General features: G+C 61.1%; 11 protein-coding genes. 5 read left to right on the top strand and 6 right to left on the bottom strand.

Going from position 1 to position 12258, the window contains the following annotated elements; all coding sequences use genetic code 11:
* The first annotated feature begins 24 nt into the window (after positions 1–24).
* Entirely contained in the window at positions 25–270 is a 246-nt protein-coding gene (locus AB3G88_RS22505; protein WP_099585533.1) for a hypothetical protein, read from the top strand.
* Positions 271–315: 45 nt separating this feature from the next.
* On the opposite strand, the gene AB3G88_RS22500 is transcribed toward AB3G88_RS22505, so the two are convergent.
* The gene (locus AB3G88_RS22500; protein ID WP_250926589.1) at positions 316–948 is read right to left on the bottom strand and encodes a flavin reductase family protein; all 633 of its coding nucleotides are present in this window, start codon (positions 946–948) and stop codon (positions 316–318) included.
* 190 nt (positions 949–1138) lie between these two features.
* Between AB3G88_RS22500 and AB3G88_RS22495 the strand changes: the two genes are divergently transcribed.
* Positions 1139–1894, top strand: coding sequence for a COG4705 family protein (locus AB3G88_RS22495; RefSeq protein ID WP_191960282.1), 756 nt, complete (start codon positions 1139–1141; stop codon positions 1892–1894).
* Positions 1895–1949: 55 nt separating this feature from the next.
* Here the strand turns inward: AB3G88_RS22495 and AB3G88_RS22490 are convergent, their stop codons facing one another.
* The 4 genes from AB3G88_RS22490 to AB3G88_RS22475 form a co-directional block, all read right to left on the bottom strand.
* Positions 1950–3269: an MFS transporter gene (locus tag AB3G88_RS22490; protein WP_099585530.1), complete on the bottom strand. Its 1320-nt coding sequence runs from the start codon at positions 3267–3269 to the stop codon at positions 1950–1952.
* Between the two features lie 166 nt (positions 3270–3435).
* A complete protein-coding gene (locus tag AB3G88_RS22485; protein ID WP_099585529.1) occupies positions 3436–4770 on the bottom strand; it encodes a two-component system response regulator MifR in 1335 nt (444 codons plus the stop codon).
* Positions 4764–6530, bottom strand: coding sequence for a sensor histidine kinase (locus AB3G88_RS22480; RefSeq protein ID WP_099585528.1), 1767 nt, complete (start codon positions 6528–6530; stop codon positions 4764–4766). The genes AB3G88_RS22485 and AB3G88_RS22480 overlap by 7 nt, the downstream gene beginning before the upstream one ends.
* A gap of 105 nt (positions 6531–6635) precedes the next feature.
* Positions 6636–8159 (bottom strand): fumarate hydratase, encoded by a 1524-nt coding sequence (locus AB3G88_RS22475; RefSeq protein WP_191960281.1) that lies wholly within the window; start codon positions 8157–8159, stop codon positions 6636–6638.
* A 217-nt stretch (positions 8160–8376) separates the two neighbouring features.
* Between AB3G88_RS22475 and AB3G88_RS22470 the strand changes: the two genes are divergently transcribed.
* Together AB3G88_RS22470 and AB3G88_RS22465 are read left to right on the top strand one after the other, a co-directional pair.
* Positions 8377–9309 (top strand): iron-sulfur-binding ferredoxin reductase, encoded by a 933-nt coding sequence (locus tag AB3G88_RS22470; protein WP_480451718.1) that lies wholly within the window; start codon positions 8377–8379, stop codon positions 9307–9309.
* A 30-nt stretch (positions 9310–9339) separates the two neighbouring features.
* Complete coding sequence (locus AB3G88_RS22465; protein WP_099585526.1) at positions 9340–10089, top strand: enoyl-CoA hydratase-related protein; 750 nt, start codon at positions 9340–9342, stop codon at positions 10087–10089.
* A 64-nt stretch (positions 10090–10153) separates the two neighbouring features.
* Here the strand turns inward: AB3G88_RS22465 and pyk are convergent, their stop codons facing one another.
* Positions 10154–11605, bottom strand: coding sequence for a pyruvate kinase (gene pyk / locus AB3G88_RS22460; RefSeq protein ID WP_032890873.1), 1452 nt, complete (start codon positions 11603–11605; stop codon positions 10154–10156).
* A gap of 175 nt (positions 11606–11780) precedes the next feature.
* Here pyk and AB3G88_RS22455 point away from each other — a divergent pair, with 175 nt between their 5' ends.
* Positions 11781–12155, top strand: coding sequence for a tol-pal system YbgF family protein (locus tag AB3G88_RS22455; RefSeq protein WP_099585525.1), 375 nt, complete (start codon positions 11781–11783; stop codon positions 12153–12155).
* Positions 12156–12258: the final 103 nt, after the last annotated feature.

Genomic DNA, 12258 nt, shown 5'->3' with positions numbered 1-12258 from the left:
TTTCCATTGGCCAGGACCTGCAACATGGCACGTAAACAATTTGCCCACCACGAAGCCGTTTCCGCCGTAGTACCGGGTGAAGGAGGCTACAGCGCCGCCGTCGCCGTCAAGGCACTGGATGGCATGGGCGCACCGCAGTTTCACAAGATCCTCGATGGGCAGACGTTCAAGACCGCTTCGGATGCCGATGATGCGGCGACGCTGCAGCTTGCAGGCTTGGTCGACGTGGATGCAGAGGGTCAACTGATTTGGGCGCCTGCCGCTGACTAAATGTGGGAGGGGGCAAGTCCCCTCCCACAATTGATCGCACTCCAATCAGCGTTGGGGGGCGCCTGGGCGGTGCATCTTGAACAGTGCCTCTGGCCCTAGCTGGAAGTAATCCGCCGGGCCACCGCCGCGCAAAATCGGCTCGGCGGCGGCGGTGTCGTAGACGCCGTCCTTGAGCAGCCACTTGGCAATATGCACCGCAACCACCTCGCCCAGCACCAGCCAACTCGGTACCAACCCTTTGTCGGCGCGTTGCAGCTGGATGATCTGCGTCACCTTGCATTCGAATGACACCGGGCTTTCGCCCACCCGTGGCACGGCGACGATTTTCGAGGCCACCGGCGTCAGGCCTGACAACTCGAACTCATTCACGTCTGGCGCGACCGCTGCGCAACTCTGGTTCATCTGCTCGGCCAGCGGGCGGGTAGCGAGGTTCCACACGAACTCGCCGGTCTGTTCGATGTTGTTCAGGCTGTCTTTGCGCCCGACACTGGAAAACCCAATGATTGGCGGAATGTAGTTGAACGCATTGAAAAAACTGTAGGGCGCCAGGTTCAGGCGGCCTGCGCTGTCGTGGGACGAAATCCAGCCGATAGGCCGTGGGCCGACGATGGCGTTGAACGGATCATGGGGCAGGCCGTGGCCGTTGGCGGGTTCGTAGAAATGGATATCGTCAGACATGGGCCGGGTTCCTGCTACGCAATTCTGGGAGGCGGTCATAGTGCAACCCGTGGCAGCGAATTTCCATTGGCCCATGGAATTTTCATTCATCGCCCACCTATTTTTCACAGCGCCCCGTTCAGTCTGCGCCCAAGGTCGACACCCCCATAAGTCGGCCATCGAAAGACTGAATCTCGGAGCCTTCTACCCCATGAATAAACTTCCTCAGATCACCCTGGCGTTCTGGGTCATGAAAATCTGCGCAACCACCTTAGGCGAAACCGCCGGGGACTTGTTGTCGATGACCCTGAATGTCGGTTATGCGATCAGTACGATGATTTTGATCAGCGTGTTCCTGGTCACTCTGGTGACGCAACTCTGGTCGAAAACCTACAACCCGGTGCTGTACTGGATCGTGATTTTATCCACCAGCACGGCCGGCACCACCATGTCCGACTTTATGGACCGCACCCTGGGCTTGGGTTACGCCACGGGGTCGATGATCCTGATCGTGATCCTGATGATCATTTTCGCGCTGTGGCACCTCAGCGGTGACTCGCTGAACGTGAACAAGGTGCAGACCTTCCGGGGTGAGTTGTTCTATTGGATGGCAATTCTGTTTTCCAACACCCTCGGCACGGCGTTGGGCGATTTCCTGGCGGACGATTCGGGGTTGGGGTTTGCTGGCGGGGCACTGTTGATCGGCTCGACCATCGCCGCAGTGGTGGCGCTCAAATACTTCACGCAGATTTCGTCGGTGCTGTTGTTCTGGGTAGCGTTTGTGCTGACCCGGCCGTTTGGCGCGACGTTGGGGGATTTCCTGACCAAGCCCCATGAGCAGGGTGGCCTGGATTTTGGCACCATTGGTTCATCGGCGGTGTTGGCGGGAATATTGGTGATGATGATTGCAGGGGCGTCGTATGCGCAGCGGCGGTATGGGCGTAGTGAGGTGGCGGAACTGCGCTGATTAACTAAGCGATGTAAAGCCAATGTGGGAGGGGGTAAGCCCCCTCCCACATTTTTTAGTCCGTGGTAATGCGCGAATGCTTGCGGGTGTCCTTCATGGTCACGTAGACCACCAGCGACACTGCGATACACGCAGTCACATACCAGTAGTAACCGGTTTCCATGCCGATGCTCTTGAACCACAGCGCGATGTATTCAGCGGTGCCGCCGAAGATCGATACGGTCAGTGCATACGGCAGGCCCACGCCCAAGGCACGGATTTCGGTTGGGAACAGTTCGGCCTTCACCACTGCGTTGATCGAGGTGTAACCGCTGACGATGATCAGCGCCGCCATGATCAGGAAGAACGCGCCCCACCAGGATTGGATGGTGTGCAGGGTGGTGAGGATCGGCACAGTGAACAGCGTGCCGAGGATGCCGAAGGCGATCAGGATTGGACGACGGCCGACTTTATCCGACAGCCCGCCGACGATCGGTTGCAGGCACATGAACAGAAACAGCGTAGCTGCCGAGATGGTGGTGGAGTCGGAGATGCTCATGCCGACCGTGTTCACCAAGTACTTCTGCATGTAGGTGGTGTAGGTGTAGAAGGCCAGGGTGCCGCCCATGGTCAGGCCGACCACGGTCATCAGTTCCTTGGGGTGACGCATCAAGGTGCGCATCGCGCTTTCCTTGGCTTTTTCTTTCTTGGTGAACGACTCGGTTTCTTCCATGCCACGACGCAGGTAAAGCGCGACCACTGCGCACAGGGCGCCGATGGCGAACGGGATACGCCAGCCCCAGGCATACAGTTGCTCGGTGGTGAGCACCTGTTGCAGCACGATCAGCACCGCCAAAGCGATGAGCTGGCCGGAGATCAGGGTCACGTACTGGAAGCTGGAGTAGAAACCACGACGTTCCTTGGTCGCCATCTCGCTGAGGTAGGTGGCGGAGGTACCGTATTCGCCGCCGACTGACAGCCCCTGCAGCAAACGGGCAAACACCAGCAGGATGGGCGCACCGATACCAATGACTTCATAGCCTGGGCTCAGGGCAATCAGCAACGAGCCGAAGCACATCAGGTAGACCGAGGCCATCAGGGCTTTTTTACGCCCGACCTTGTCGGCGTACAGGCCCATCAGCCAGCCGCCGATCGGGCGCATCAGGAAGCCCACGGCGAAGATTGCGGCGGTGTTGAGGAGTTGGGCGGTAGTGTCGCCTTTCGGGAAAAAGGCTTTGGCGAAGTACAGTGAAAAAGCGGCGTAGACGTACCAGTCGTACCACTCGACCATGTTGCCGACTGATCCGCTGAAGATCGACTTGATGCGGCTGGAAGTGGTGCGTGGTTGTGCCGGCGCGGCCGCCGACCCCAGAGGCAAGGTGTTGGAGTTATCCATTGAAGGATCCTTCATCTAGTTGTTTTTATGGAGCGGCGCGAGCGCTGCCTGGCTGGGGCTATAGCAGGAGCTGTGCCAGTTAGATGAAGGCCCGGTCTAGAAGGGTTTGTGGTTTTTTTTGAGCGGAATATCGCTGGTTATTCTGGAGTGATGAGCGGAAATCCGCTCATTCATCCTTGATGAACATGTCGCGTGCCAGGCCATGGCGTTGCATTTTTTCATTGAAGGTACGGCGGGGCAGTTGCAATTCCGCCAGCACGGCCTTGATGTCGCCTTTGTGCCGGGTCAGCGCTGCCTTCAGGCAATGGGCTTCGAAGGCTTCTTGCTGTGCCGCGAGGGATTGCCCGGCCTCGATGCCTTCCGGTTCCGGGTCGCCAAGGCCCAACACCTGGCGCTCGGCGACGTTGGCCAGTTCACGCACATTGCCGGGCCAGTCATGGCTGAGCAGGCGCCCCAGCGCCGGCCCGCTCAATGGCTCGGCCGTACGCCCCAAACGTTCAGCAGCGCTCTGGGCAAAGTGCTCGTACAGCAGCGGAATATCTTCACGGCGCTCGCGCAACGGCGGCAGGCGCAATTGTGCGACGTTGAGGCGATAAGCCAGGTCTTCGCGAAACCGCCCCGCTCGGGCCTCTTCCAGCAGGTCCGGCTTGGTCGCGGCGATGATGCGCAAGTCCACGTGGATGCTCTGGTTGGAGCCCAGTCGCTCCAGCTTCTGTTCTTGCAGCACCCGCAACAACTTCACTTGCTGGGCCAGGGGCATGCTTTCGATTTCATCGAGGAACAGCGTGCCGCCGTGGGCGTATTCCAGCTTGCCGATGCGCTTGCCCTGGGCGCCGGTGAACGCGCCGCTTTCGTGGCCGAACAACTCGGCTTCAAACAACTGCTCGGGAATAGCCGCGCAGTTGAGCGCCACAAACGGCTTCTTGGCCCGAGGGCCGAAATCATGCAGGCAGCGGGCAACCAGCTCTTTGCCGCTGCCGGTCTCGCCACGGATCAGCACGTTGACCGGCAAGCTCGCCAGGTCGAGCACCTGACGGCGCAGGTTCTGCAAGCCGCGGGACACGCCGAGCAGGCTGGATTCGAGCTTCGAACGGTGGTCGGCCTGTTGGTGCAGGCGACGGTTTTCCAGGATCAGCCCACGTTTGTCCAACGCCCGGCGCAGGCTGTTGAGCAGGGCTTCAGGGCTGAAGGGTTTTTCCAGAAAATCGTAGGCGCCGTCGCGCATGGCTTCGACAGCCATCGGCACATCGCCATGGCCGGTCAGCAATATCACCGGCAAGTCGGCGTCGCGACGCTGCACCTCGGCCAGCAACTCCAGGCCGCTGAGCCCTGGCATGCGCACGTCGCTCAAGATCACGCCGGGAAAGTCCTTGGGCAGGTGTGCCAGGCATTCTTCGGCGCGGCTGAACAGCTGCACCTCAAACCCGGAGAGGCTCAACCACTGCTCTACGGCCGTGCGAATGCTGGCTTCGTCATCGACCACAATCACCGCATTCAGCATAGGTCCGGCGTCTCCAGCGCGATGGGCAGGGTCAGGGTGAATATCGCGCCGTCGCCGTGGTTGCCGGCGATCAGGCGTCCACCGAGTTCATGCACGATAGCGTAAGACACCGCCAGTCCCAAACCGAGACCATCACCCACCGGCTTGGTGGTAAAGAACGGGTCAAACACGTTATTCAGGTGTTCCTCGGCAATCCCGCCGCCGCTGTCGCTGACGGTCAAAAGCCAGAGCTGCTGGTCGGCGTGCAGGCGGATTTCCAGGCGCTTGCGCGGCTTGTCGGCCATGGCGTCCAGGGCGTTGCGCAGCAGGTTGATCAGCACCTGCTCCAGACGAATCGCGTCGCCGCGCACCCAGGCCGGGCGGGTCAGGTCCATCACCACGCCGATGCCTTCATCGCGCAGGCGTGCGTCGAGCAGGTGCAGGGATTGGTCGACCACCGTGGCCAGGTCCAGGCGTTCGCGCAGGCCGCTGGGGCTTTTGCGTGCGAAGGTCTTGAGGTGGCCGGTGAGCGCGGCCATGCGCGTGAGCATGTCGTCCAGCGGCGTGAGCGCCTTGTAGGCGTCGTCCACGCGGCCGTGATCCAGCAACAGGCGCAGGGTGGCAAGCTGCATGCGCTGGGCAGTCAGTGGCTGGTTGATTTCGTGGGCGAGGGCGGCGGACATTTGCCCCAGCGCCGCCAGCTTGGCCGATTGCACCAAGCCGTCCTGTGCGGTGCGCAGGGCCTGGGTGCGTTCTTCCACCAGTTGCTCCAGCTCTTCGCGGCTGCGCTGGCGCAAGCGGGCCAGGCGCCAGCGTTGGCTCAGGAACAGCACGAGGAACACCAGCGCCAGCCAGGAGCCCGCGGCGGCCAGGCCCGCGTTGCGTTGGTCTTCAAACGGCAATTGCGGTTTGCGCAGCAGGTGCAGGGTCCAGCCTTCTGCCTTCAGCGGCAGCGATTCCCAGATGTACCGGGCACTGCCGTCGGGGCCGTTGACGCGCATCAGGTGGCTGTTTTCGTCAAAGCGCTGCAGGGTTTCGGTTTCCAGCGGCTGCAGTTGTTTCTTGTCGTATTGGCGAGTGGCCTTGAGCTCGGCGAGGTCATTGGCCGATAGCGGCCTCAGATTGCGATAACGCCAGCCCGGCTGGTTGGCAATAAACACGATGCCACGTGCATCACTGACCAGCAGCAAGTCATCGCCCTGAGCCCATTCGCGCTCCAGCTCGGGGAACTCCAGTTTCACCACCATGGCGCCCAGGAACTGCTCGTTTTCATCGAGTACTGCGCTGGAGAGGAAGTAACCCGGAATCCCGGTGGTCACCCCCACCGCATAAAAGCGCCCGGTGCCCTGGCTCTTGGTCTGGCTGAAATACGGCCGGAATGCATAGTTGTGGCCCACATAACTGCTCGGCAGCGCCCAGTTGCTGGCGGCCACGGCGAGGCCGCTGCGGTCCATCAATTCCAGGGTGGACGATTGCGCGGCACCGTTGATGCGTTCCAGTTTGCGATTAAGCACGTCCTGGGTAGCGGCATCCAGCGGGCCTTTGAGCGCGCTGATCATTTCCGAGTCCAGCGCCAGCACGGCGGGCAGGGCGCGGTAGCGTTCGATCAGGGTGTGCAGCGAGTTGGCGTACAGCGCGAGCTGTTGATTGGCGCGTGCGGCATCGTCGGCCAGGGCCTGGCGCTCGGCATGACGCGTGGCCAAGGCAGCGGCCAGCACCGCTCCGGCGATGATCAATAACGAGTAGAAGGTCAGGCGCAGGGGGCGAGGGATCGCGATCATACGGATATGAACAGCTGCAATAAGGGGCGAGCACCATACCATGAGCCATAAAAAAGGCGACTGGGCCATGGGGCCGCAGTCGCCTTTATCCTTGCAGTAAAGTGCTTACTGCACTTCTACCGCCAGGCTTTCACTGATCTTTTTCTGCCAGATGGCAGGACCGGTGATGTGCACGGATTCGCCTTTGCTATCAACGGCAACGGTGACCGGCATGTCTTTGACGTCGAACTCGTAGATCGCTTCCATACCCAGTTCGGCGAACGCGACAACCCGCGACTTCTTGATGGCTTGCGCCACCAGGTAAGCAGCGCCGCCCACGGCCATCAGGTACACGGCCTTGTTGTCCTTGATCGCTTCGATCGCAGTCGGGCCGCGCTCGGACTTGCCGATCATGCCCAGCAGGCCGGTTTGCTCAAGGATCTGGCGGGTGAACTTGTCCATCCGCGTGGCGGTGGTCGGGCCAGCTGGGCCAACCACTTCTTCGCGCACTGGATCTACCGGGCCGACGTAGTAGATGAAGCGACCCTTGAGGTCCACCGGCAGGGTTTCGCCCTTGTTCAGCATCTCGACCATGCGCTTGTGCGCGGCATCGCGGCCGGTAAGCATCTTGCCGTTGAGCAACACGGTTTCGCCCGGCTTCCAGCTCTGCACGTCTTCCGGGGTCAGGGTGTCGAGGTTGACGCGACGGGCCGACGGGCCGGCTTCCCAGACGATTTCCGGGTAGGCGTCCAGCGGTGGTGCTTCCAGCGACGCCGGGCCGGAACCATCGAGCACGAAATGCGCGTGACGGGTGGCGGCGCAGTTGGGGATCATGCACACCGGCAGCGAAGCGGCGTGAGTCGGGTAGTCCATGATCTTCACGTCGAGCACGGTGGTCAGGCCACCCAGGCCCTGGGCGCCGATGCCCAGTTGGTTGACCTTCTCGAACAGCTCCAGGCGCATCTCTTCGATACGGTTGGACGGGCCGCGCTTGATCAGCTCGTGGATGTCGATGGATTCCATCAGCACTTCCTTGGCCATCACTGCGGCCTTCTCGGCGGTGCCGCCGATGCCGATGCCGAGCATGCCCGGCGGGCACCAACCGGCGCCCATGGTCGGAACGGTCTTGAGCACCCAGTCGACGATCGAGTCGGACGGGTTGAGCATGGCCATTTTCGACTTGTTCTCGGAACCACCGCCTTTGGCAGCCACGTCCACTTCCACGGTGTTACCCGGGACGATGGAATAGTGGATCACCGCTGGGGTGTTGTCCTTGGTGTTCTTACGCGCACCGGCCGGGTCGGCGAGGATAGACGCTCGCAGGACGTTTTCCGGCAGGTTGTAGGCGCGACGCACGCCTTCGTTGATCATGTCGTCCAGGCCCATGGTGGCGCCATCCCAACGTACGTCCATGCCCACGCGCACAAACACGGTGACGATACCAGTGTCCTGGCAGATCGGGCGATGGCCGGTGGCGCACATGCGCGAGTTGATCAGGATCTGCGCCATGGAGTCACGGGCTGCTGGCGATTCTTCGCGCAGGTAGGCCTCGTGCATCGCCTGGATGAAGTCAACGGGGTGGTAGTAGGAAATGAATTGCAGGGCGTCGGCAACGCTCTGAATCAGGTCGTCTTGCTTGATCACGGTCATGAGTCGCGCTCCTCTATAAGGGAACATTCAATAAAGGTGGCTTCAGTGGGGTGTATCGGTCGGCTGAAGCCACCTTTCCAAGGCACGCCAAGTGGTGCAGGCGCGACGCTAAAAAGGCGCGGCAGTATAACCCGACGCGGTGGCCGATACACCCGACTATGGTCAAACTGTCGCAGGCATGATTCCCTGTGCGCCTCCCCTGTGATTGAGCCCTTATATGCCTGAACTGTACGTCGGCGAACGCCATTGGTCGGTAACTGCCGGCAGCAACCTGCTGGATGCCTTGAACCAGGCGGGAGTGGCCGTGCCCTACAGTTGCCGCGCCGGCAGTTGCCATGCGTGCCTGGTACGTTGCCGGGGCGAGGTCGAGGACAGACAGCCCGATGCCCTGAGCTCTGCGCAACGCCAGGACGGTTGGCGGTTGGCCTGCCAGTGCCATGTGACGGGTGATCTGCAGGTCGAAGCGTTTGATCCGCAACGCGATGGTCTGGCGGCTCGGGTGGTGGGCGCCGACTGGCTGAACTCGAATGTTGTGCGCGTGCGCCTGCAACCCGAGCGCGGCCTGCGATATCGGGCCGGGCAGCATCTGGTCCTGTGGGCCGGGCACGTGGCGCGGCCGTATTCCTTGGCCAGCTTGCCTCAGGAAGATGCATTTCTGGAGTTTCATATCGATTGCCGGCAGCCCGGTCAATTCAGTGATCTCGCTCGGCAGCTGCAGGTCGGCGATCCATTGCGCCTGGGCGAGTTGCGCGGCGGCGCTTTGCAATACGATCCAGACTGGCAATCCCGCCCGCTGTGGCTGCTGGCCTCCGGCACTGGCCTTGGTCCGTTGTGGGGCGTGTTGCGCGAGGCCTTGCGCCAGAATCATCAAGGCGCCATCCGTGTGATTCACCTGGCCCATGATGCCGACGGTCATTACCTGGCCGAACCCCTGGCAGCGCTGGCCGCGCAGCATTCAAACCTGTCGGTGGAGTTGTGGACGGCGGCTGAGTCGACCCAGGCATTGGCGCAACTGCGGCTTGTTTCCCGGCAAACGCTGGCCTTACTCTGCGGACACCCCGCGAGTGTCGAGGCGTTTTCCAAGCGCTTGTTCCTGGCGGGACTGCCGCGCAATCAACTGCTGGCCGATGTGTTCCTGCCCCGTGGTTGAGCGCTGAACCCTACAGCCGCGAGACGCACCATGACCGACGCCATCCTGCTGCACCGCGAGCGCGGGTTGCTGACCCTGCAGCTCAACCGCCCGGACAAGAAAAACGCCCTGACCCGCGCCATGTACACCCAACTCGCCGAGGCGCTGGAGTTGGCGGATGCCGATTCAGCGATCAGCGCCGTGCTGATCCAGGGCAGCAGCGAGTGTTTTACCGCCGGTAATGACATCGGCGATTTTCTTGAACAGCCGCCCAGCGACCTCGACAGCCCACCGTTTCACTTTATGAAAAGTCTGCTCAACTGTCGCAAGCCGGTGATCGCTGCGGTGGCAGGAGCGGCGGTGGGGATTGGCACAACCCTGCTGCTGCACTGTGACCTCGTGTATATCAGCCGTGATGCGCGCTTGCGTATGCCGTTCGTCAACCTGGGGCTGTGTCCTGAGTTTGGTTCGAGCCTGATCCTGCCGCGTTTGCTGGGGCATGCGAAGGCGGCTGAATTGTTGTTGCTGGGCGAGGGGTTTACCGGGGAGCAGGCTGCTGCATGGGGGATCGCCACCGAGGCGTTGGGCAGTGGCGAAGCGGCGTTGGCCAAGGCGCGGGAAATCGCCGAGCGCTTTGAAACGCTGGCGCCGGGGGCGGTGCAGGTGACCAAGCAATTGATGAAGAGCGTGGATCGTGAGCAGTTGCGGCAGGTAATTGAGGAGGAGGGCGCGTTGTTCGTCCAGCGTTTGAAGTCACCGGAGGCGATTGCGGCGTTATCGGGGTTTATCACCAAACGCTGAGCCACATCAAAAACAAAAAGCCCTGCCATTCACATGGCAGGGCTTTTGTTTTTCAGCGTTTGACTCAGACCATTGGATCGCCAACGTGCAGGATTTTCATGCCGTTGGTGCCGCCGATGGTGTGGTAGCTGTCGCCCTTGGTCAGGATGACCCAGTCGCCTTTCTCCACGACGCCACGCTTGATCAACTCGTCGATGGCCGCCTGGCTGACTTCATGGGGCGGCAACGAAGCCGGATCGAACGGTACGGTGTACACGCCACGGAACATCGCCGCGCGGGCCTGGGTTTCGCGGTGTGGGGAGAACGCGTAGATCGGCACCGAGGAACGGATGCGCGACATGATCAACGGCGTGTAGCCACTTTCGGTCAAGGCGATGATCGCTTTAACGCCCGGGAAGTGGTTGGCGGTGTACATGGCGGCCAGGGCGATGCTCTGGTCGCAGCTTTCGAAGACCTTGCCGATACGGTGGCTGGAGGTCTTGCTGGTCGGGTGCTTTTCGGCGCCGACGCAGATGCGCGCCATGGCCTGCACGGCTTCCAGCGGGTACGGGCCAGCGGCGCTTTCAGCCGAGAGCATCACGGCGTCGGTGTAGTCGAGCACGGCGTTGGCCACGTCGGACACTTCGGCGCGGGTCGGCATCGGGTTCTGGATCATCGACTCCATCATCTGGGTCGCGACGATCACTGCTTTGTTGTGGCGGCGTGCGTGCAGGATGATCTTCTTCTGGATACCGATCAGCTCGGCGTCGCCGATTTCCACACCCAGGTCACCACGGGCAACCATCACGGCGTCGGATGCCTTGATCAGGCCGTCGAGGGTTTCGTCATCGGCCACGGCTTCGGCGCGTTCGATCTTCGCCACCAGCCAGGCGGTACCGCCGGCTTCGTCGCGCAGTTTACGGGCGTATTCCATGTCAGCGGCGTCACGCGGGAAGGACACGGCGAGGTAGTCCACTTCCATTTCAGCGGCGAGCTTGATGTCGGCCTTGTCTTTTTCAGTCAGGGCTGGAGCAGTCAAGCCACCGCCGCGACGGTTGATGCCTTTGTGATCGGACAGCGGGCCGCCGATGATCACGGTGCAGTTCAGTTCGGTCGGGGTGGCGGTGTCGACACGCATGACTACGCGGCCGTCATCCAGCAGCAACTCGTCACCGACGCCACAGTCCTTGACCAGGTCCGGATAGTCGATACCCACGACGTCCTGGTTACCTTCGGTCAGCGGATGGCTGGTGGAGAAGGTGAACTTGTCACCGATCTTCAGCTCGATACGCTTGTTGGTGAATTTGGCGATACGGATTTTCGGGCCTTGCAGGTCACCCAGCAATGCGACGAAGCGACCGTGCTTGGCGGCCAGGTCACGCACCAGCTTGGCGCGAGCCTTGTGCTCGTCCGGGGTGCCGTGGGAGAAGTTCAGACGGGCAACGTCCAAACCAGCCAGAATCAGCTGTTCGAGGACTTCCGGCGAGTTGCTGGCCGGGCCAAGGGTGGCGACGATTTTGGTACGACGGACGGACATGCACAGACTCCTGAGTTCAAGCGCTGAGGAAGGCTACTATGCTCTTTGGTTGTAGTCATTGTTCGTTTGCACTACTTATCGACGATTCGCTTGTTTTCGCTCCGATTGAATAGACCAACATCCTTGAAGATTTTCGACGAGGGGTCGATACACTGCACAAGACAGGAGAACCCTCATGCGAATTTTGCTCATTGCTGCCCTGGCCGTCAGTGTTGTCGGCTGCACCCGCTGGTCGATGGACCATCATTTGAACAACGCTTACCGTGCGTACAAGGTCGGTGACTGCGAGCGTGTCACTCTGGAATTGTCCCAGGTCGACCGCGAGAGTCGTACCCGGCGCTACGTGCAGCCGGAGGTCTCGATGTTGCGCGGGCAATGCCTTGAACGACAGAAGCTGTTCGTCGATGCGGTGCAAACCTACCAATTCATCATTAATCAGTACCCGTCGAGCGAATACGCCTACCGTGCACGCGCAAGGTTGGACACCTTGCAACAACTGGGGCATTACCCCGGTGCAAGCGTTGCAAAGCCGCGTCCGGCCTCGTTGTAATGGCGTTCGTCATTTAATAACTGGCCCCTTGCCAGTCTTGGGCTATCCTTTGAATGGGCGTTTGTATAGGTTTTCTATTCGAACGAATGCGGGGCCCGGATTC

The sequence above is a fragment of the Pseudomonas arvensis genome, from assembly GCF_056688935.1.
Note: the sequence above shows the minus strand (reverse complement) of the source record. Positions and strands in the feature narration are given on the sequence as shown.

Bases quoted from the DNA above. Each gene is read 5' to 3' on its own strand.
- AB3G88_RS22505 (WP_099585533.1), top strand. From the start codon at position 25: ATGGCACGTAAACAATTTGCCCACCACGAAGCCGTTTCCGCCGTAGTA.
- AB3G88_RS22500 (WP_250926589.1), bottom strand. From the start codon at position 948: ATGTCTGACGATATCCATTTCTACGAACCCGCCAACGGCCACGGCCTG.
- AB3G88_RS22495 (WP_191960282.1), top strand. From the start codon at position 1,139: ATGAATAAACTTCCTCAGATCACCCTGGCGTTCTGGGTCATGAAAATC.
- AB3G88_RS22490 (WP_099585530.1), bottom strand. From the start codon at position 3,269: ATGGATAACTCCAACACCTTGCCTCTGGGGTCGGCGGCCGCGCCGGCA.
- AB3G88_RS22485 (WP_099585529.1), bottom strand. From the start codon at position 4,770: ATGCTGAATGCGGTGATTGTGGTCGATGACGAAGCCAGCATTCGCACG.
- AB3G88_RS22480 (WP_099585528.1), bottom strand. From the start codon at position 6,530: ATGATCGCGATCCCTCGCCCCCTGCGCCTGACCTTCTACTCGTTATTG.
- AB3G88_RS22475 (WP_191960281.1), bottom strand. From the start codon at position 8,159: ATGACCGTGATCAAGCAAGACGACCTGATTCAGAGCGTTGCCGACGCC.
- AB3G88_RS22470 (WP_480451718.1), top strand. From the start codon at position 8,377: ATGCCTGAACTGTACGTCGGCGAACGCCATTGGTCGGTAACTGCCGGC.
- AB3G88_RS22465 (WP_099585526.1), top strand. From the start codon at position 9,340: ATGACCGACGCCATCCTGCTGCACCGCGAGCGCGGGTTGCTGACCCTG.
- pyk (WP_032890873.1), bottom strand. From the start codon at position 11,605: ATGTCCGTCCGTCGTACCAAAATCGTCGCCACCCTTGGCCCGGCCAGC.
- AB3G88_RS22455 (WP_099585525.1), top strand. From the start codon at position 11,781: ATGCGAATTTTGCTCATTGCTGCCCTGGCCGTCAGTGTTGTCGGCTGC.